The organism is Ruegeria sp. HKCCA5463 (assembly GCF_013034175.1).
Taxonomy (GTDB): domain Bacteria; phylum Pseudomonadota; class Alphaproteobacteria; order Rhodobacterales; family Rhodobacteraceae; genus Ruegeria.
Window position 1 is genome coordinate 21,587 of record NZ_WQFL01000013.1, and the last position, 19,697, is coordinate 41,283.

The 19,697-nt window shown below is 56.6% G+C and carries 15 protein-coding genes; 9 read left to right on the plus strand and 6 right to left on the minus strand.

The window, feature by feature from the left end:
* Positions 1 to 32: 32 nt before the first annotated feature.
* From GOW09_RS20370 to GOW09_RS20385, 4 genes are all read right to left on the minus strand, one after another.
* Positions 33 to 1,058, minus strand: coding sequence for a glycosyltransferase (locus GOW09_RS20370; protein ID WP_171120423.1), 1,026 nt, complete (start codon positions 1,056 to 1,058; stop codon positions 33 to 35).
* Positions 1,055 to 2,548, minus strand: coding sequence for a hypothetical protein (locus GOW09_RS20375; RefSeq protein WP_171120425.1), 1,494 nt, complete (start codon positions 2,546 to 2,548; stop codon positions 1,055 to 1,057). The genes GOW09_RS20370 and GOW09_RS20375 overlap by 4 nt, the downstream gene beginning before the upstream one ends.
* A gap of 193 nt (positions 2,549 to 2,741) precedes the next feature.
* The gene (locus tag GOW09_RS20380) at positions 2,742 to 3,452 is read right to left on the minus strand and encodes a methyltransferase domain-containing protein (RefSeq protein ID WP_171120427.1); all 711 of its coding nucleotides are present in this window, start codon (positions 3,450 to 3,452) and stop codon (positions 2,742 to 2,744) included.
* Between the two features lie 296 nt (positions 3,453 to 3,748).
* On the minus strand, positions 3,749 to 5,539 hold the full coding sequence (locus GOW09_RS20385; protein WP_171120430.1) for a radical SAM protein: 1,791 nt from the start codon (positions 5,537 to 5,539) through the stop codon (positions 3,749 to 3,751).
* Between the two features lie 299 nt (positions 5,540 to 5,838).
* Here GOW09_RS20385 and GOW09_RS20390 point away from each other — a divergent pair, with 299 nt between their 5' ends.
* The 9 genes from GOW09_RS20390 (at position 5,839) to GOW09_RS20430 (ending at position 17,004) form a co-directional block, all read left to right on the plus strand.
* Entirely contained in the window at positions 5,839 to 7,257 is a 1,419-nt protein-coding gene (locus tag GOW09_RS20390; protein WP_371807921.1) for a mannose-1-phosphate guanylyltransferase/mannose-6-phosphate isomerase, read from the plus strand.
* A 52-nt stretch (positions 7,258 to 7,309) separates the two neighbouring features.
* The gene (locus GOW09_RS20395; protein WP_171120432.1) at positions 7,310 to 8,593 is read left to right on the plus strand and encodes a glycosyltransferase family 1 protein; all 1,284 of its coding nucleotides are present in this window, start codon (positions 7,310 to 7,312) and stop codon (positions 8,591 to 8,593) included.
* 116 nt (positions 8,594 to 8,709) lie between these two features.
* Positions 8,710 to 10,251 (plus strand): glycosyltransferase, encoded by a 1,542-nt coding sequence (locus GOW09_RS20400; protein ID WP_171172406.1) that lies wholly within the window; start codon positions 8,710 to 8,712, stop codon positions 10,249 to 10,251.
* Between the two features lie 256 nt (positions 10,252 to 10,507).
* Positions 10,508 to 11,545 (plus strand): GDP-mannose 4,6-dehydratase, encoded by a 1,038-nt coding sequence (gene gmd / locus GOW09_RS20405; protein ID WP_367397138.1) that lies wholly within the window; start codon positions 10,508 to 10,510, stop codon positions 11,543 to 11,545.
* Positions 11,545 to 12,438 (plus strand): NAD-dependent epimerase/dehydratase family protein, encoded by an 894-nt coding sequence (locus GOW09_RS20410; protein WP_171120436.1) that lies wholly within the window; start codon positions 11,545 to 11,547, stop codon positions 12,436 to 12,438. The genes gmd and GOW09_RS20410 overlap by 1 nt, the downstream gene beginning before the upstream one ends.
* Positions 12,439 to 12,622: 184 nt before the next feature.
* Entirely contained in the window at positions 12,623 to 13,786 is a 1,164-nt protein-coding gene (locus GOW09_RS20415) for an FkbM family methyltransferase (RefSeq protein WP_171120437.1), read from the plus strand.
* A 90-nt stretch (positions 13,787 to 13,876) separates the two neighbouring features.
* Positions 13,877 to 14,068 (plus strand): hypothetical protein, encoded by a 192-nt coding sequence (locus GOW09_RS20420; protein ID WP_171120440.1) that lies wholly within the window; start codon positions 13,877 to 13,879, stop codon positions 14,066 to 14,068.
* 70 nt (positions 14,069 to 14,138) lie between these two features.
* Positions 14,139 to 15,326 carry a glycosyltransferase family 4 protein gene (locus GOW09_RS20425; protein ID WP_171120442.1) on the plus strand — a complete coding sequence of 396 codons (1,188 nt, stop codon included), beginning with the start codon at positions 14,139 to 14,141 and terminating at the stop codon, positions 15,324 to 15,326.
* Positions 15,327 to 15,540: 214 nt separating this feature from the next.
* Positions 15,541 to 17,004 carry a glycosyltransferase family 39 protein gene (locus GOW09_RS20430; RefSeq protein WP_171120444.1) on the plus strand — a complete coding sequence of 488 codons (1,464 nt, stop codon included), beginning with the start codon at positions 15,541 to 15,543 and terminating at the stop codon, positions 17,002 to 17,004.
* A gap of 10 nt (positions 17,005 to 17,014) precedes the next feature.
* On the opposite strand, the gene GOW09_RS20435 is transcribed toward GOW09_RS20430, so the two are convergent.
* Together GOW09_RS20435 and GOW09_RS20440 are read right to left on the minus strand one after the other, a co-directional pair.
* Positions 17,015 to 18,013 (minus strand): glycosyltransferase family 2 protein, encoded by a 999-nt coding sequence (locus GOW09_RS20435; RefSeq protein WP_171120446.1) that lies wholly within the window; start codon positions 18,011 to 18,013, stop codon positions 17,015 to 17,017.
* A gap of 52 nt (positions 18,014 to 18,065) precedes the next feature.
* Positions 18,066 to 19,685, minus strand: coding sequence for a glycosyltransferase family 39 protein (locus GOW09_RS20440; protein ID WP_171120448.1), 1,620 nt, complete (start codon positions 19,683 to 19,685; stop codon positions 18,066 to 18,068).
* Positions 19,686 to 19,697: the final 12 nt, after the last annotated feature.

Genomic DNA, 19,697 nt, shown 5'->3' on the forward strand with positions numbered 1-19,697 from the left:
GGCCCGATTAATCAACCATGTCACGCGATCTGTCAGTTTCGCGTGACGCGCAGTTTCTGCTTTTGCCCCAGCATGTGATATTCGAACAGGCACCAGACATAGATGGTGGCCGAATAGACGTAATAGACCTGGTGGTAGAGCAGACATTTGAACGCAAACCACGGCCCGCCATGCCCGGACATGGCGCGCACCAGATCCAGATTGGCGACAAAGGCCGCGGCCAGTAAGACAAAAGGCAAAGGCCAGCTTCCCGGCCAGAACGGCAGGGCCAGAAGCGACAGCAGCAACAGCCCGGCAATTGCGGCCCGTGCCCGCTCGGCCATCGAGGTGTTCAGGTCATCGGTCAACCCCTCGCGCGAGATCATCAGCCGGGCCCAGGGCAGGGCGCGGCAGAAGATATCCGTGCTCAGGCTGTTGCGGATGGTCCAGACCTTCAGGTGTTTGCCCTGCAAAAGCGGCTCGACCAGGATACGTCTGCCGGTGGCCGCGATCCGGTAACCCAGTTCGATATCCTCGATCGAAGGCACCTCATAGGTTTTGACATCAAAGCCACCGACTTCAAGAAACACGTCGCGCCGGATGGCGCCACACCCGGCCCAGAAGGTGCGCGCCTCGCGGCGGGCACGTTGATGGTGATAGCGGTGCAGAAGGTTCTTGTAGCGTGAAAACCAGGCCTTCCCGTCCGGGGCATCATCATAGGACCCGAACACGGCGCCCACATTGTCTTCGGACATCGCCCGGCGAATATGGTCCGGGCCGTCCGGCCAGGCGATGACATCGGAATCCACGAACCACAGGATATCGCCCGTGGCCTGCTGGGCGGCCAGGTTGCGGGCCGCTCCGGGGCCGCCATTGACGGGCGTGGTCAACACGGTTGCGCCCATTTCCCGTGCCAGCGCCGCGGTGCCGTCGGGGGATTGGTCATCCACCACCAGAACCTGCTGCACCTGACCGGTATTCAGCATTTCAATCAATGGCGGCAAAACGCGCGGCAGCAGATGTTCGGCATTGTAGGCCGGCATGACCACGCTGATGGAAAGGGGGTGATCTGAACTCACGAAGGATCTCCGGCAATGATACGCGAAGCGCCTGAGCGCTGAACAAGGAAAAGAAAGGCCGCCGTAAAGGGCAACAACCACATCACGCGCGCGCCGTAACGATCCGCGGGTTGTGATACTCCTCCGCAGACCAGAGCGTTGACCGCTATTCCGATCAGGATGAACAGCGCAAACAGCTTCATGTCACGCGACACACTACCCGGCCGCAGCAGAATGAAAACGATAAAGGCGAAAGAGACGGCATAGATCACGCCGTGCACGATATCGGCCGTTTCTATCCAGCCCCTGTCCTGAGACAATGAACCGCCTTGGAACATATCGGGCCGGATATCTTCCATTCTGGCCAACCAGCGGGCGTTTTCCAGCTCCACATCCGTTGGGATCGTCATGGCAATGCTATAGCGCAATACCTGCTGATAGCCGTTCCGGGCCAGTGCCAACGAGGTGGAAAGAGGCCGGGACAGGAAAACCGCCTTGGCGAATTCCCGTTGGGACAGGGCAACCCGTTTCTGATCTTCGGGTGACATGAGCCGGAATGAACCCAGGTTGGGGGAGCGTTCGAAAATGATATGGGAGGGTGTCAGCCTGTAGGGATCATCTGACCACGACAGCGCTTCGTGTAGTGCGCAGGTGGGCACTTTGGCATTCGGACAGACCTCGTCCAGATAATCCATGCCCGGCCCGTCAACGATGAGCCGCGCAGTGATATGCGGCGTATAGACGACCTCTTTGTTGGTGGCGATTTCCACGGTGACCTGAAAGGCCTTGCGCTCGGCCAGTGCCAGCGCCAGAACCATCATCATCAAGATTGTCGCGCGCCAGCGCCGTGGTCTTTTCCCCCAGAGCGCGGCCAAAGCGACAAAGGGTATCATTAACGCCGCAACCGCCAGATGAGACGGGTGCAGAAGGGCGCTGAACAGGGCCAGAGCGGATATCAACAAAAGTTCCCAGGTCTGCATTATCCGCCCAAAAGCCGTCAGCAAGGCAATCACGATCAGCAACACCGGGGCAAAAATATCCGGCATCATGTAGGCAATATAAAACGGCAAAGAGGTACTGGCCGCCAACAACAAAGGCACCGCAGTCATCGTGATTGTGTTCTGCATACCGCCCAGAGACCGGCCAGCCGTTCGCGCCAGCATCCAGACAGCCAGCAGCGTAGCAGCCAGATGCAATACCGGAAGGGCGGACAGGGCATCGACCCGAACAAACGCGGCCATGATGAGGCCATAGATCAGCGACCGCGATCCGGTTGCGGTATTATCGTCATCGGCAGAGTGGGTTATACCTACTGCAGCACTTTCAGCTGCCGGTGGCAGGAAGCTGCTCAGGGCCACATTTCCCTGCCGGATATAACTGCCGGTGTCGAAGTAATAAAGCGGCCCGCCATTGATCAGAAATACGGACAGACAGACCAGCAGCGCCGCAATCAGCAGGAGGAATGCCCTGACCCTCCAAGATGGTTTATCTGAAGGAACCGACACAGTCATATCCGTTCTGCAGCCTGTTTCGCCATAAGTACGGTGTGCTGAAAATAAGCAATTATCGCCTTCAGCCCGTCCTCCAACGCCATTTCACTGAGATCAAAATCAGACGCGTTCATCAGCGTTCCCAGCAGCCTCCGTCAATCGGCCATAAAAAGTGGCGCCCCACTCCGGTCTCTGCCGGCATGGCGTTAAGCAATCATTTGATAGCAAGAAAACCTTCAAAACAAATATACTTCTGAATACTCATCACATCCTTGAAACCGGCCCGGCCCAGCAGATCCAGATTGCCCTGGGTGGAAAACGGCTCCAGCACGCTTTTCAGGCTGCGCGCCTTTTCGACGATTTCCTCGCTTGAGAATCCGTTACTAATTTTGAATTCGTTGTAGAGCTGAGTCACAAGATCCTGGAACCGCGCATCCGGCCCCCGGACTTTTTCGAACATGACAAACGCACCGCCCCAGTTCAGGGTGTTGTAGATCTTGGTGAACAGTTCCTGCCGGTACCGCGGTGGGACGAACTGCATTGTATAATAACTGACGATCATGTCCGCCTTTTCCATCTCCATATGACGGGCGTCGTCATGCAGAATGGAAATGTTCGGGACATCCGCACAATGCGCTTCGGCAACCTTCACCATTTCGGGTTCGACATCGATGCCGATCCAGCGCGCATCCGGCTTGCCGACATTATGTTCGGCAAGCTTGCGGATCAATTCCCCGGTCGATGTGCCGATTTCATAGCACAGGCTGTCATTGCGGACGAAAAAATCCGAAACCTGACAGATCAGGCCATGACCCATTTCGTAAAGAGGTACGGATAATTTGATGTGATCTACAAAAGTATCGGGAACATTGCCCCCAAAGGTCCAGTTCGCATTCTCTGCGGCTATGTTCTGGCCAACACCCATGCGCAACGTCTCCTCGCTAATAGGCAGGCACTATGAACAAACGGCGAAACAGCAACTTCCGATTGAGAATATGTGCCTGAACTTGATACAATAACACACCAAGGCTACACGAAACTCCTCGGTCGTCGAAGGAGAAATATGGAAGAGTCTGGGTTTCTGATCTTTTTCCTTTCTGGCGCGGTTTGCAGGTCCCCTGAGAAATACTGCGAATAGACAGTGCGCGGGAATGAGGGGGACTGTTTCTTATCTTTCACATCCAGTTAATGTGACAACACCGTCGAAGTGGTTTGACCCACTCAGCCAGCTTGCTCAATTTGCTCGGGAGTACGATCTATCTGAGGGGTTCGCATCTCGGTTTCCGGGGTTATGTGCCGGAGCTTGCGCCAGACATCGAAATGCAGAATTCCGCGAAGAACCTGTTGGGCCAGATCGAACCCGTATTTCAACGGTCCCAGCGTCGCCACAAGATCGGCCTGAAAATCAAGCAGGTCGTCGCGGTCAGAAGCATCATATCCCAAAAGCCCCTCATAAAAGAGGCTGCCTTCCAGCGCGACTTTCTCTTCTATCAAGCTGCGGTTGAGCCAGCGCAACCCGCTGGGCACGTCTCGGCAGGACATGGTGTCATGCTTCCAGTAAGGCGCAGAGGACAGATGATCGAGCTGTGTGACAAGCCCGAAACGTCGCCGTTGATCGGGTTGCAGTACGGGCATGGACACCATGCGGGTGTTGAAGCCTCCGCCAAAGAACAGGTCCGGGGGCGCTTCTTTCAAACGTTTCAGTGTTTCGCGCAGGCTGGCTTTTGTCTCGCCCGGGAAACCGACAATCAATGTAATGGCCGTTGTCAGCCCCGCTTCGCGGCAATTGATCAGCGCCTGAACATTGTGCCCGACATCGGATTTCTTGTTCATGTTGTCCAAAACGCCCTGATCGCCGGTCTCGTATCCGATATGCACCAGCTGGCAGCCTGCCGCTTTCATCAGCGCTGCGGTGCCCGGTTTGGCAAGATCACCCGCGCGCGCATAGCAGGTCCAGCCGACCGGACTGCCTGCTTCGATCAACAGCTCGCACAGTTCTTTGAGGCGCTTGGGCGGGATGGTGAACAGGCTGTCCATGCAATTGATGATCTTTGCTCCTCCCTTGGCGTAGATCATCCAGTCGTCGAAAATCTTGCGGGCGGATTTGACCCGGAACATGGTGTCTTCGAACAGGAAGGGGAAATTGCAGAAAGAACACCGATAGGGGCAGCCGCGGACGGATTCATAATTGATCATCTCGAAACTGCGGCCGTGATATGCCTCGGCCAGTTTCCAGTCCGGAGTGGGCAGCCAGTCGAGGCTTTTTCCGGATGGGCTGCCGCTGTAGACCAGCGTATTTCCCAGACGTTCCACGACGCGACCGTTTTCAGGGGGTTCAATGTCGCGATAGCCGCTTTTGATCCAGCGTGCCAATACGGGAACAAGCATTTCCCCATAGCCGATGGCGACAAGATCGGCACCCGGAACATGTGTCCAGTCATCATGCAAAAGTGAAACCAGGGCACCCCCGACAACAACCTTGTTATGCGGTTGTTTCAGCATCTTAACCAGCGGTATGAGCTCGCTCATATCTCGCATCAATGTGCTTGAAACAAAGACGCATTTGCATTCACCCAGAAGTCGGTTGCGTGTTTCGGCATCAGCAAGCCCGGCGAAAGTGGTCGCTTCAAAAGCAATCCCTTCCTTGCGCAGATCGCCTGCAAGCACGACTTCGGTCAGTTCAGGCGCGCTGACATAGGATTGAGATGAAAAATACCGCTCGACTGCGGCGCGGTAAGGCGCCTTCTTGAATTTAGATTTCCGTCTGAACAGGGCACGAGCCAGCAGCATTTCGGCGCTGACCGCCTTCAGCGCCACATCCTGCCAGATGGCCGATGATGTGCGCATGATGCCCAATTGCCGGCCAAGCGCATCGACGATGGTGCTATTGCTATCCACCATGCTGCCGCCAACCGTCGCCCCACCTGTGACGAGAAGAACCTTGTCGGTTACGGCTGTTGCATTTCTTTCAATAATATCTTCGCCAGCAGACTGGCCAATCGCTTCGTACATTCACTCACCCTTTCGACGTATCTATTGTCGGGGATGCCTTTGACGTACTGCGCACCTGCCATATGGTGGCCATGTTTCAAAATGGCTCAGCTTCGCACAGTATCAGATCAACGGTGCTGAGTCTGTAATCGATTTGATCAGGCCTTCCCGGGGTGGTCGGCTTGTGGCGACCGCACCTTTGGAACCCGCGGTGATCATTTTTTTGCCGAAAACCGGCCCCGTAACAAAAGAAGCGTCTTGAAAAACCGGTGTTAAGTTGAGAGTAGAAACCTCAATTTACTGGCAAAGGTTGTTTGATCGTGTCCATCACTCCTGTTCTTCTCTGCGGCGGTTCCGGCACCCGCCTTTGGCCGCTGTCCCGGAAATCCTATCCAAAACAGTTCGCCGCCATTACCGGGGAAGAGACCCTGTTTCAGGCCTCGGCCCGGCGCCTGTCCGGAGAGGGGTATGGCGTGCCCTTGGTGGTGACCGCGTCTGATTTCCGGTTCATCGTGACTGAACAGTTGCTGGCAGCGGGTATTGATCCAGGTGCGATTCTGATCGAACCGGAAGGGCGCAATACCGCGCCTGCGGTTCTGGCTGCGGCCCTGCATGTGGCGGCATCCGACCCCGAGGCCCTGTTGCTGGTCGCACCATCCGATCATGTCGTGCCTGATGCAGATGCGTTCCGCGCCGCTGTGGCCGCAGGCGTGCCCGCGGCCCAGGCCGGGCAATTGGTGACCTTTGGAATCATGCCGGACCGCCCTGAGACCGGATATGGGTATCTCAAGCTGGCGGGGGCGCCTGACGGCACCGCGCCCGTCAAGCTCGACAGTTTTGTCGAGAAACCGGATGTGGATACGGCAACGGCGATGTTGGCCGATGGCAAACATCTGTGGAATGGCGGTATCTTTCTGTTCCGGGCCAATGATGTCATCGCCGCCTTTGAAACCCACGCGCCGGCGCTGATGGCCCCGGTCAAGGCAGCTTGCGAGGCAGCCACGACGGATCTTGGTTTCCTGCGGCTGGACCCTGAGGCCTGGGGGCAGGTCGAGGATATCTCGATCGACTATGCCGTGATGGAGAAAGCCGACAACCTGAGCGTCGTGCCGTTTTCCGCTGGCTGGTCTGATTTGGGTGATTGGGACTCGGTCTGGCGTGAAGCGGGCCCCGATGAAAACGGGGTTGTGGCGGCGGGCAGCGTTACGGCTATTGACTGCAGCGACACGCTTTTGCGTTCAGAGGCGGGCAATCTGGAAGTGGTGGGTATCGGCCTGAAGGACGTCATCACCGTGGCAATGCCTGACGCGGTTCTGGTGGCGGATAAATCCCGCGCGCAGGACGTGAAGAAAGCCGTCGAAGCGCTTAAGGCCAAGGGCGCAAACCAGGCCACTATATTTCCCAAGGATTTCCGTCCGTGGGGCTGGTATGAAAGTCTGGTTATTGGTGGACGCTTCCAGGTCAAACGCATCCATGTCCACCCCGGCGCGGCCCTGTCCCTGCAAAGCCATCACCACCGTTCCGAACACTGGATCGTGGTCGAGGGCACTGCGAAGGTCACGGTCGACGGCGACGTCAAACTGGTCACCGAAAATCAGTCTGTATACATCCCGCTTGGCGCTGTGCACCGCATGGAAAACCCCGGCAAAGTGCCAATGGTTCTGATCGAGGTGCAAACCGGAAGCTATCTGGGCGAAGATGACATCATCCGCTATGAGGACGTTTATTCCCGGGTCTAGAACGCTCCGGGAAGACAGCCTCAACTGACCGGATGATCGAACGGAAACGGGAATGGTGAAAGAGCTTAATGCAGCCGAAAAGCAGCAGGTTGTCTATGACCTGACTGAGGTTCTTTTGGCCTCAACCGGTAAGCTGCGCTACTACGGGATTGCCAGGGTCGTTGCCGAGATTGGCGCAGAACTGAAAAAACAGGGCACCGCCGTCAGGTTCGCCGTTTTCTCACAAGGTCATGATGAGCTGTTTGAAATCTTCCCAAGTCTGCGGGCAGATGGCGGGGTGGACCTGAACGTTCCCAGCGGAATCCGGCAAGTGCGTGTGCGCAGTCACCACTATACCAAATCCGTGTTGCGGGATCTGGCGCTTGCAGCTGTCCGGCCGCTGGTCATGCGCAGAAACCGCAAGGCCTGGGAAGCGATCGCACCGGGCATGACGCCCATAGACATGTCCGGCAAAACCCTGGTGAGCTGCGGGCGACCCAAGCTGATCGTCGAGATTCTGTGCGCACTGGATCGCAAGGGCGTGTCTTGCGACATCATTCCCATGCTGCATGACATGATCCCCTTGCACGATTTTGAACACCGGCTGGCAAGCTTTCCGCGCAACTTCATCGGGGACAACCAACTGCTGGTTTCGCGGTCCAAAGCCTTGTTGGCCAATTCCGAGTTCACGCGGCAGGAGATTCTGGATTTTTCCCAAAAAGATATCCTGCCTGAAGCGCCAGAAACCTTTGCTGTGCCTCTTGTGCATGAATGTCCGGAAGGAACCGAACAGGCTGAGCAGGACGCCCCTGAGCAGCCCTATATTCTGACCGTTGGATCAATGCTGGGCCGTAAGAACCTGGATGTGGTCTTCGAGGCGATGCGCATTCTGAAACGGGATGGAAAAGACGTTCCCACGCTGGTTCTGGCCGGGGCGTTGCGCCACAAGACCACGGCCTATCTGCAATCGGATGAATGCAGCACAATCCGCGATCATGTGGTTTTTCGCGAAAACCCCAACCAGACGGATTTGGTAAATCTATATCAAAATGCACTGGCGCTTATCATGCCCAGCCGAATGGAAGGTTGGGGTTTGCCCGCAGGCGAAGCGTTGTGGTTCGGCACGCCAGCGCTCTGCTCTACCGCGGCCGCTCTGAAAGAAGTGTGCGGAGACCTTGGCGTTTATTTCGACCCGGATCGGGCCGATCAGCTTGCAGATAACATCACAAGGTTGCTGACGGATCCGGATTTCACCGAACAACTGCGCACGCGCATTACCGCACATAAACCGCAGCTTCGCACCTGGACGGACGTTGCCGTGGACTTGCGCGGGGTGTTGCAAAAACTGGGTTGCTGAAACCGCCCGGGGCGGATGCTCTGGCCCCCATATGCGGCGACCCGAACCACCACCTCGGCAATATGAATTCCGAAGCTCAGGACAAGATCGCGTTAGTTTATTGCACCCGGCACACCTTGGAAAAGCTGCAAAACTATCCGAAAAGAAGAAACCAATTCATCTGCGTGAATGCATGGAGAGTAAAAATGAATACCCCTACGTTTAACACAGATGGCAACAAGGTTTTTTTCGATATTTCCGGCTTGATCAATTACATCAAAAAAGTTGACCGCTACTCTGGCATTCAACGTGTCATGGTGGAATTGATCACGGAATTCACCAAACTCAGCGACCCGAAACTTATCTACCTGAGTTGGTGCGAGCCGCGTTCCGGGACACAGCGCTGTGTGCTTCTCGAAGAAATAGGGCGCGATACACTCGCTTCACCGGCGAAATTGCGGCAACTCTTCCATCCCAGGAAAGCGGCGCGGTCCAATCTTCCGGTTCTGGACAGATACCGGCGCAGCCCTGTGAAGTATTATTATCACCGCACCAGGTTAGATGTGATGAGCTTGCTGCGGAGCGAGGCGCCGTTTCGCAAAAAGGACATGACATCGAAAATGTGGCGTGCAGTCCGATGGGGGAAAGCCCCCAAAAGCACGTCGGGATCTCGCCGAACAGAGCAGGCTCTATTCGAAGTGGCAGCAAAGGGTGATCATCTTGTGCTTCTGGACAGCAGCTGGCAGGCGCATCAGAGCCAGGGGTTCAAAATGGCCAAAGAGCATGGGATGGAAGTACACACGCTTGTCTACGATCTGATCCCAATCGAAGCGCCACAGCTTACAGCTGGAAGCATGCCTTACATATTCTATGACTGGCTTTTGACCTCTCGGGAATATACGAGCCGCTACATGACGATTTCCGAAGCCACCCGGCGCGATCTTTTACGCTTTTTTCAGGCGCATGACATTCAGCACACCGCAACGACTGTTCCTTTGGCGCAGGCGGGACTGTCCAAAACCGAACCCGCAGAGAACGAGGTGCATCAGCAAGGCCCCGTGTCTTCCCGGATTTCGTTTGACGCATACCCTCAGCTTGAAGATGCTCGCCACCTCAATGCCCATTTGCGGAAAATTGTTGGTGAACCCTACGCCCTTTGTGTTGGCACGGTGGAACTGCGCAAGAATATCTGGCGCACGGCGATGGCATGGAAATATCTGGTTGATCAGGGTCATACGGACCTGCCAAAGCTGATATTTGCCGGTCGCAGGGGCTGGGTGACGACAGAGTTTGATCTTCTGATGAAGGGGACGGGCGATGTGTACGGTTATGTCAGCGAAGTTAAGGGCCCAACGGACGAAGAGCTTCACGTTCTCTACAAGAATTGCCAGTTTGTATTGATGCCCAGTGTCTACGAAGGTTGGGGCCTGCCTGTGGGCGAGGCGTTGGCTTACGGAAAGTCCGCAGTTGTCGCCGAGAACAGCTCGCTTGTCGAAGTTGGAATGGATCTGGTTGAATATTGTGATGCAATGAGTGTCAAAAGCATTGCCGAAGCTGTCCTGAGGCTCAATGATCCCTCTCACCGGGCAACCCTGGAAGACAAAATCAAAGTCGCGGATCTGCGCAGCTGGTCTGATGTGGCTCAGGATATGGGGCAGGCTATGTACGCACCCAGATAATTCAACGCATATTGGAGAGTTTCAGGCGTTTGAGCCGGTCAGCCCTTGATCGAAAAGTTCGCCCCCGGTTCAAAGTCCGGCTCAGAACGGTTCCCCTCCGATGCAAAATTTTGAAGGTCGCTTGTTCCGCAACGGGAGTTAAGCGAAATCACACCGCAGCGGCCATGTAGACATGGCGAAGTTGACAAAAAAGAGTATTGCTCATGTCGAGGTGTCTCATCCGATGGGCAATCGACAAAACAGAAAGGGATTAGGAGTGACAAAAACTGCGATCGTTACAGGTATCACCGGGCAGGATGGTGCTTATCTCGCACAGCTGTTGCTGGACAAAGGATACAAGGTCGTTGGCACCTTTCGCCGGGTTGTTTCCACGAATTTTTGGCGCATTGAAGATCTGGGAATTCGCAATCACCCCAATTTGGTTCTGTCCGAGCTTGATCTGACGGACATGGGGACGATGATCCGGCTTATTCAGCAGGTAGAGCCGGACGAAATCTATAACTTGGCCGCTCAAAGTTTTGTGGGCGTTTCGTTCGAACAACCGCACACGACGGCGCAGATTACCGGCATCGGTGCCCTGCATCTGCTCGAAGCCATCAGGATTGTGAACCCCAAGATCCGGTTCTATCAGGCGTCCACTTCCGAAATGTTCGGCAAGGTTCAGGAAGTGCCACAGCGCGAGACGACCCCGTTCTGGCCGCGCAGCCCGTATGGTGTTGCCAAGCTTTATGCGCACTGGATGACGATAAACTACCGCGAAAGCTATGGTATCTTTGGCAGCTCGGGCATTCTCTTCAACCACGAGAGCCCTCTGCGGGGGTTGGAATTTGTGACCCGCAAGATCACCGACGCAGTCGCCAAAATCAAATTGGGCCAGCTTGACTGCCTTGAGCTGGGCAATCTCGACGCGAAACGCGACTGGGGTTTTGCCCGGGATTACGTGGACGGCATGTGGCGTATGCTGCAAGCCGATGAACCCGACACGTTTGTGCTGGCAACCGGTCGTACCGAGACCGTACGGGATTTTGTCTCCATGGCATTCAAGAGTGCGGGAATCGAGCTGCGTTTCGAAGGCGAGGGCGAGAAGGAAGTGGCCGTCGACGCCGAAAGCAACCGTGTTCTCGTGCAGATCAGCCCCAAATTCTACCGGCCTGCCGAAGTGGATTTGTTGATTGGTGACGCAAGCAAGGCAAAACAAGAGCTTGGCTGGGAAGCCTCGACGTCCCTGGAGGACCTTTGCCAGATGATGGTTGAGGCAGATTTGGCGCGTAACGAGAAGGGCGTGTCCTTCTGATGTCTGCGCTCCGAGTTTTGATTACCGGACGCCACGGGTTTACCGGACGCTACGCCGCGAAAGAGCTTGCAAGGGCGGGATGGGATGTTTGGGGGACTGGGGCTCATCCGGCCCCTGAACCCGATCCCAATTACCTGGAAGCGGATTTAACCGATGCTCGCAGCCTTGAGCGGGTTATCACCAATGTTGCGCCGGACGCAGTGCTGCATTTGGCGGGGGTCGCTTTTGTGGCGCATGGGACAGCAGAGAGCTTCTATCAGGTCAACCTGATGGGGACGCGGTGCTTGCTTGAAACGCTGGCCAACACCGGGCACGGAAGCAAGGCCGTTGTTCTGGCCAGCAGCGCAAATATCTATGGCAACGCCACAGAGGCGTCCATCCGGGAAATCACTCGTCCGGCGCCGGTTAATGATTACGCGGTTTCAAAACTTGCCATGGAGCACATGGCCCGGCTGTTTGACGACCGCCTTCCTATCGTGATCGCGCGGCCATTCAATTATACGGGCAACGGGCAGGACCCCAAATTCCTCGTACCGAAGATCGTTTCACATTTTCGTCAAAAGAAGCCGCAGCTGGAGCTGGGTAATCTGGACGTCGCGCGGGATTTTTCGGATGTGCGCGACGTGGCGCGGATATACAGGTTGCTGCTTGAAACCGCGCCTCGGGGTGAAACCGTGAATGTCTGCTCGGGCAAGGCGACGGCGCTGGGAGAGATCTTGGATATGTGCCGGACCATCACCGGCCATGAGATCGAAGTGGTGTCCAACCCTGCTTTTGCGCGTGCTCAGGAAATAAAAATTCTGATGGGCGATCCAACACATCTGGAAAGTCTGATCCCGGTGGGCGTTCGCCACAAGCTGGAAGAGACGCTGCAATGGATGCTGAATACGTGATCCGTGATACCACCCTGAGTCAAATGAGGCCGGGCGCGGATATTCACCGGGCGTTGGCCATCCAAGACAAGGCTGTCGTTGCAGTGGGCAAAAGGGCTGGATGAAGATGTGCCGCTGAGTGCGAAAGTATCAGCGGTGCGCGGCAAAACCGATGAACTGCAAAAAAGAACTGAAGGCACTGTGAATGCAATCTGAGCGCAACATTCTGGAACGCCTGCTGTTCCGACCCTCAAACGGACGTCCAATACGTGCTTTGCGGAGGGTACTGTTTCACACCAATGGGAAACCGCGTGGGGTGTTTCGAAACTGGATTCTTGAGAGCGACGGATCCCCGAAGCACCCGTTCCGGCAGTGGATGAACAGCCCGGATTATCTGATGTTGCCCTGGCCTGCGAGCCAACATCCCGGCGCGTCGCCTGAACCGGCAACAGTGGCCAGCAACGAGACATCCTCTCTTTCGGAAGGCACAGACATCTCTGCACCATTCGAGCCCTTCGTGCAGAGCTCGGATCTTGTCATATCCCGTGGCGCGGCGGGAGGGTATTGGATCACGCACCGCAGTGATGCCGTAATTGGCTGGTCTATGCGTCAGGAAGGCCGTTTCCAGGAACAGGCCATCGACGATGTGATTCAAATGCTCAGGGAAAACGGACATGATGTTGCAACATCATGTTTCGTGGATATCGGCGCGAATATCGGATCCCATTCGATGCATGCGGCGCGACGCGGCTTTGACCGGGTTATTGCCTTCGAACCTGATCCGCAAAATTTTCGCCTTTTGCGCGCGAACGCGCTGCTGCATGACGTAGAGCATAAAGTAACCTGCCATCAGATGGCTGTGTCGAACCGGAACGGAACGATGCAGATGGAACTTTCTCCGTCCAATTTCGGAGATCACCGTCTGCGCGTTTCCGACGACACAGCCGCAAACCTGCATGACGAAGGTGACTGGAACCTTCAGGATGTGCCGGTTCGTACCTTTGACAGCCTGGTACAAGACGGCCTGCTGCCCGAAAACGGGCCAGACCTGATCTGGGTCGACACGCAGGGGCATGAAGGTCACGTGCTGAGCTGTGCACAGAGCCTGACCAGAATGCGTTGTCCGGTTGTGCTGGAGTTTTGGCCCTATGGTCTTGAGCGTTCAGGTGGCTACAAAATGCTGCGGGACGCGCTCGCGTTACGCGACGACGTGCAGATCATCGACCTTGGTGCCTCCGGCCCGGGACGCTTGGCTCATCGTTCTCTTGAAGCGCTTGATCAGATGTATGACGATTTGCGGCAAAGTGAATCCAAATCCGGATCTCCACATACTGACCTTCTGCTCATGCCAATCCACTCAAGCTCCTGATTGATCTTGCTGCTGTTTTCAGCCCAGCGAATACGAGTTCATTGAGTGGCTCGTCTCGCAGGGCAGGGCACTTGAAGTGGTCTGGCTTATATGACGGCACCTAAACCCCCTGAAAGGCGGGAAATCCGGGCGCTGCTGCATTCATTCCCCTTTATCGACGTCCCCAATGCCGACGATACCTTTGACGTATTGCGCACCTGCCATATGATGGCTGTGTTTCAACATGGCTCGGCCTCGTACCATATCAGATCAACGGTGCTGAACCTGCAATCGATTTGGTAAAACCTTTCCGGGTGGCGGGTTTGTATGACGTCCGCATGTGCCCCGGACAAGGGGGTAAGGGGTTTCGTCCATGGCCTATGTTTCAGGGCAACCAGAGCAGGATCTGGATATTGCAACCGGACGTTCCACCCGGCCGCTACGCGTTCTGCAATTGGGGCCAGCATTCGAACGAGGTGGAATTCAGCGCCATATTCTCGACCTGACGAGTTACCTGCGGGATCGGGGACATCATGTCGAGTTGGGGGGATCGCCTGGTCCATGGGGCCAGGAAGGGCGCGATATCGGGTTTCATGCGTTGAACCTGAAACATGTGTCGGAAGATGAAGGTCTCAGTATGATGAGGCGGCTCGGAACCGCCATGGGCTGCGCGCAAAAACTGCGAAAGATCGCCGCCCGCGGTCGTTTCGACCTTGTTCACTCTCACGAAACTGCCCCTGCGCTTGTGGCCCGGTTGGCGCTTGCCGGTCAGCCGACACGCCGTCTCTTTACCTTTCACGGCTCGACGCCCGAACGATATGGTGGGGTGACGCGCAGCGCTCAGTTCTCTGCCCATGTCACCGCTTGTCCCAGCCGTAAAACCCTTGATGCATTGATTGCTCGTGGCCTGCCCCGGGCGCGCACAGCCCAGCTTGGGCTTGGTGTGCCGGCACCGCCAGATCAGGACCCCGCCGCCGTTCTGGCGCTGAGACAGAAGCTTTTGCGCGACCAGGAAGGTGTGCTGATATTCAGCCCGGCCCGGTTGGATCCGCAAAAAGGTATCGACGTGATGATCGATGTTTTGGCCCGGCTGGTGAAGGTCCGGCGCGATATCGTGATCGCATTGGCTGGCCACGGTCCTCTGGCGGACGTGCTTTCGGACTGGATTGCTTCGGCCGGGGTGCGTGACAACATCCGGGTTCTGGGGCCGATCGATACCGTTCCCCTGCATATGGCCGCCGCGGATTTCATGCTGCTCACGTCCCGGTGGGAGGCTCTGCCGATTTCAATCGTCGAGGCCTTTCACGCCGGTTTGCCCGTGATAGCGACAGATTGCGGCGGTGTGAGTGAGCTTGTGTCGGACCGGGTTGGGCGGCTTTGCCCTGTCGGTGATGTCGAAGGGCTGACCGCTGCCGTTCTGGAACTGGCAGGGGACGAGGGGCTGCGTAAAACCTTGGGGGCCAACGCCCGCGCATTGGCACGTGAGGACCGTTTCGACCCAACCCATGTGCATGAACGGATCGAACAGATTTATCGGCAGATGCTGGATGGGGTGGCCTGACAGAGCGCAGGAAGTGGAAACAATAAGGGGATGTTTTGTATATTATCGAGTATTTGGGCTGCTTTGAGGTGAAACCGCCTGCATCCGAGCCTTGTGTCAGTATGCGCCCCGGATACGGTGGGATGCGAAAGAAGGACCGGCACCTGCATGCGCCGCGTCCAGGCCGACGATTTTGCCGGGTGCCTGACCTGAACCGAGTGGACTGGAGAAGCCCATGAAACAGCCTTCCCCCGCGCTTGACCGCAACGATCTGGCAATACTCCTGTTCATTCTTCTTCTTGCCGCAGTCCTCAGAAGCGCCGGGCTGAACGCGCCCCTGTGGTATGACGAAATCCGGACCGTCGATACGCATGTCAGCCTTCCGTGGAATGAGATGATGCGCGAATATTCGATGAACCATCATTACTTTTTCAGCATGAAGGCAAAGCTGGTTTCCCAGATCTTCGGAGATCAGGCCTGGGCATACCGGTTTCCGGCCGTCCTGTTTGGCGTCGGTCTAGTCGGGGTAATCTGGTGGCTGGCAAAAGAGGTTGCAGACAGCACGATTGCGCATGTTTCTGCCTTGCTGGTGGCCCTGTCCTATCATCAGGTCTGGTTCTCTCAGAACGCGCGCGGATATACCGAGCTTGCATTCTGGAGCACGCTTGGCTTCATTTTCTTTCTGCGGGGGATGCGCCAGCCAGCGACCGGCACCTGGGTTGCATTCGGCTTTACCGCCGCGGCCGCTGTTTTCACCCATCTGACCGGTGCATTTTTCTTTGTTGCACTGGGTCTCATCTGGCTGCTTTCCCTTGTGACCGGGTTCGGCCGGGGCACTTTGACCCGCGAATGGGTGCTGCATCCGCTGGTGGGTGTTGCGGTTGCGCTGGTTCTGGTCCTGTTCGCGTATCTGCCGATCTTGCCAAGCATAGCGGGCACGGTGAGCGAGGTTTCGGCGACATCCGCCGTGGACCCCATGCAGGAATACCAGAACCCGCTCTGGACAATTGTCGAAGGTTTGCGGACCGCGGTTGGGGATACCGGCCCGCTGATGTTGTTCATCGCGATCGGTGGGCTGGCCGTCATCGTCTTCGGTGCCGTGGGGGCGCATGCGGCGCAGCCGTTGTTTTTCCCGTCCATCGCCATGCATATCGCCGTGACGCTGCTGCTTCTGCTGTCGCTTGAGATGCGGATCTGGCCGAGGTTCTTTTTCGTCGATATCGGGCTGATCATTATTCTGGCCGTTGTGGGGTGTCGATACGGTGCTGATGCGGTGGCACGGTGGGCTCAACAGCCCCGGTTTGGATCGCCGCTCTTTGCGTTGGGCGTTCTGGCGATGATCGTGGTGTCCGTGTTCTTGGTGCAGCGGAACTATTCTGCTCCGAAACAGGATCTGGCGGGGGCTTTTGCGCTTGTGGAAGAAACCCGCAGCCCGTCAGAACGGGTATATGCGATCAACCCGGGCGGCCCCCTTTTCGAAGACCACTTCGATGCCGACTGGGGAACCATCGGGGATGCGCAGGACTATTCCGAGGCCATGGCCCAACCTGGCCCTGTGACGCTGGTTGTTCTGTTCCCAGACCGGATGTTCCGTGCCATTCCTGATCTGCAACGTGATGCGGAAGGGCGGCTGGAACGCGTGCATGCGTTTGCCGGGACGCTGGGGGACGGGCAGGTTCTTGTCTACCGGCGCAGATGAGGCCGAGGGGTCAGGATGAATGACCGTCCAGGGGCTCAAACCCCAGGCTGCTTTCGACAATGTAAAGCGGGCGTTTCTGAGCCTCTGCATAAAGCCGCCCCAGATATTCCCCGATGACGCCCAGCACGACAAGTTGCAGGCCACCGATCAACAGCACTGCAACCATCAATGAGGCATAGCCGGGTACATCCACCCCGTAGACAAGGGTGCGTGAGATCAGGAAAACACCATAGATGATCGCGGCCAACGCAGTCAGCATGCCGACATAGCCCGCAATCCTGAGAGGCACGGTGCTGAACCCGGTAATACCGTCCAGCGCAAAGTTCCAAAGGCGCCAGTAGTTGAATTTGGTCTGCCCCGCCGCACGCTCGGGGCGGTCATACGCCACCTCGGTGTGCCGAAACCCGACCCAGGCAAAAAGGCCCTTCATAAAGCGGTTGTGCTCGCGCAGCTGCCCTACAGCCTGAACCACGCGCCGGTCCATAAGGCGGAAATCGCCGGTATTGGCGGGTATCGGTACCCCCGAAAGCCGGTTGATGACCTGATAGAACTTCCGCGCTGTCCAGCGTTTCATCGCGGTATCGCTGTCGCGGTGGCGCCGGACGGCATAGACGACATCGAACCCTTCGCGCCATTTTTCCAGAAATGTCTCGATCAGTTCGGGCGGATCCTGCAAATCCGCGTCTATCGGAACAACGGCTTCACCCGCAGCTGCATCCAGCCCCGCCGTCAATGCGATTTCCTTGCCGAAATTACGTGAAAAGTTCAGCACCTTGATACGATCATCGCGCTCATGCGCCGCAGCCAGAATCCTGGCGGTCGCGTCTGTGCTGCCGTCGTTGACGCAGATGATCTCGTGGCTTTCCCCAAGCTGATCGAGGAATTGCCCCAAACGTTCGAACAGAACCGGCAGAACTTCTTCCTCATTGAACATAGGCACAATGATGCTGAGTGTCGGGACGTTTTGGTCCGGGGCTGTCCCCCGAGATAGAAATGTGGGGGTACTCATGTTTAACGTCACCATGACGCAGGCCTTTTTTCGTTCGTTTGAGCACAGGTGATCATGGTTTTACCTTAGGCTCAAAAAGTTCTGCCTGCGCGCGTAGTTTTTCGAATTTCTGTGTCTTTTCATAGTCACTCAACGCCTCACGCCGTGCATCGGTGATGACAAGCTCTCCTTCGTGGGGCCACGTGATCAGCCAGACGCGGGATGTGGGGTTGGTGCGCAAAGAGATATCGTATTCGGAGACGACGAAATTCGCATCATTGATGTAATAGAACAGCGGTGTATCGACCCAATCCCGGTTCCTCAGAAAAACAAGATCGCTGGGCTGCATTTCAGATAGCACGGCTTGCGCAATGCCTTGATAATCGTTGGGCGCGCCGGGCTTTCGGGTGGCGTAGGGTACGCTGGCAGCAAAGACGAGCAGGCACAGGCTTGTCGTTGCCAGCCTGAAGCGAATGTTCTGAAACAACCAGACCGCCCCGGCCGCGGAAAGGATCAGCAGGTAAGGCACAAAAACCAGAAAAGCCCGCGAGGCAAGGACGGATACCACATGGGACGCTGCAAATAGGATCAACGGTGCGGCAACCGCCAGCAGCCACAAAAGCAGTGCCCGTTCCTGAGGGTGATGCAGGGTGCGCGATGGAAGGCGGGGGACAAACCTGCCCCAGACCGCGCCCAAGGCAGGGATGAGCAATGCCAAAAACGGCAAGATGGTCATTGCCATCAGGGCTTCGTTCCGACGGTGTGCGATTGAGGCGAGCCAGAATATGAAGCTGGCTGAGCAAACAGCCAGCAGGCCCGGAATCCAGACGGGAATCCGAGGGGTCGTGGCGAAAATCGGTGCCTCGCGCTTGGGGGCTTTCAGGCTGGCTGTCAGCAACAGCAGGGCAAAGGCCAGAAGTAACCAGCTCCAGATCACATTGATCTGTAGCTGTGGAATGGAGAATGCGTCTTTGGCGAACAGAAATCCGAAAGAGAAGTACTCGACCAGAAAACCCGGGTATGGATCAAACGTTGCGCCTTTGCGCGCGCGATAGACGGCATGCAGCAGCGCAGGGGCGGCAAGGATGAAGGCAAGGGATTGTATCTGAAACAACCGGGCACCCTGCCACAGGCCGATCCTGTGTGAAAAGCGGGTCGGTACCAACTCGGACCGGGGCAGAACCAATGCAGTCCACAACAGGTGGATCATGATCAGGGGCCAGAAAAACTCGACTGTCAGCACTCCGGCCACAACTGACGCGACATAAGCAAGCTCAAGCCAGGGCCGTGGTCTGGGTGTTCTCACCAGGCAGAGCAAAAGCCAGGTCGCCAGTAGGGAGAGGAAGGCGCCGGCGACATACATACGTGCCATTTGGCTCCAGAAGATGTGGAAGCCGTGAAGCGACAACAGCAATGCGGCCAGGCAGCCGATGGACGATCCGAATATGCTGCGCGCAATCAGAAAAATCAGCGGCACCGATCCCATGGCAAACAGGACGCCCGGAAACCGCAGTGACAGATGTGACGTTCCGAACAGCTTTGTCCAGCCCAGCATGCTGACATACCACCCCATGGGATGCGGTTCGTCATGGAAATGCCACCAGATCGTTCCGGCAAGATCATGGCGGGGCGGTGGCTCGGAAATACCCGGAACCAGCTCGATACCGGGGATATAGATTTCCGGATGGGACATGCTGCGTTGCTC

What these genes read in the sequence shown, in the direction of transcription:
- GOW09_RS20410 (WP_171120436.1), top strand. Translation starts at nt 11,545, where the DNA reads ATGTCTGCGCTCCGAGTTTTGATTACCGGACGCCACGGGTTTACCGGA.
- GOW09_RS20375 (WP_171120425.1), bottom strand. Translation starts at nt 2,548, where the DNA reads ATGACTGTGTCGGTTCCTTCAGATAAACCATCTTGGAGGGTCAGGGCA.
- GOW09_RS20420 (WP_171120440.1), top strand. Translation starts at nt 13,877, where the DNA reads ATGACGGCACCTAAACCCCCTGAAAGGCGGGAAATCCGGGCGCTGCTG.
- GOW09_RS20430 (WP_171120444.1), top strand. Translation starts at nt 15,541, where the DNA reads ATGAAACAGCCTTCCCCCGCGCTTGACCGCAACGATCTGGCAATACTC.
- GOW09_RS20440 (WP_171120448.1), bottom strand. Translation starts at nt 19,685, where the DNA reads ATGTCCCATCCGGAAATCTATATCCCCGGTATCGAGCTGGTTCCGGGT.
- GOW09_RS20435 (WP_171120446.1), bottom strand. Translation starts at nt 18,013, where the DNA reads ATGAGTACCCCCACATTTCTATCTCGGGGGACAGCCCCGGACCAAAAC.
- GOW09_RS20395 (WP_171120432.1), top strand. Translation starts at nt 7,310, where the DNA reads ATGGTGAAAGAGCTTAATGCAGCCGAAAAGCAGCAGGTTGTCTATGAC.
- GOW09_RS20425 (WP_171120442.1), top strand. Translation starts at nt 14,139, where the DNA reads ATGGCCTATGTTTCAGGGCAACCAGAGCAGGATCTGGATATTGCAACC.
- GOW09_RS20385 (WP_171120430.1), bottom strand. Translation starts at nt 5,539, where the DNA reads ATGTACGAAGCGATTGGCCAGTCTGCTGGCGAAGATATTATTGAAAGA.
- GOW09_RS20380 (WP_171120427.1), bottom strand. Translation starts at nt 3,452, where the DNA reads ATGGGTGTTGGCCAGAACATAGCCGCAGAGAATGCGAACTGGACCTTT.
- GOW09_RS20415 (WP_171120437.1), top strand. Translation starts at nt 12,623, where the DNA reads ATGCAATCTGAGCGCAACATTCTGGAACGCCTGCTGTTCCGACCCTCA.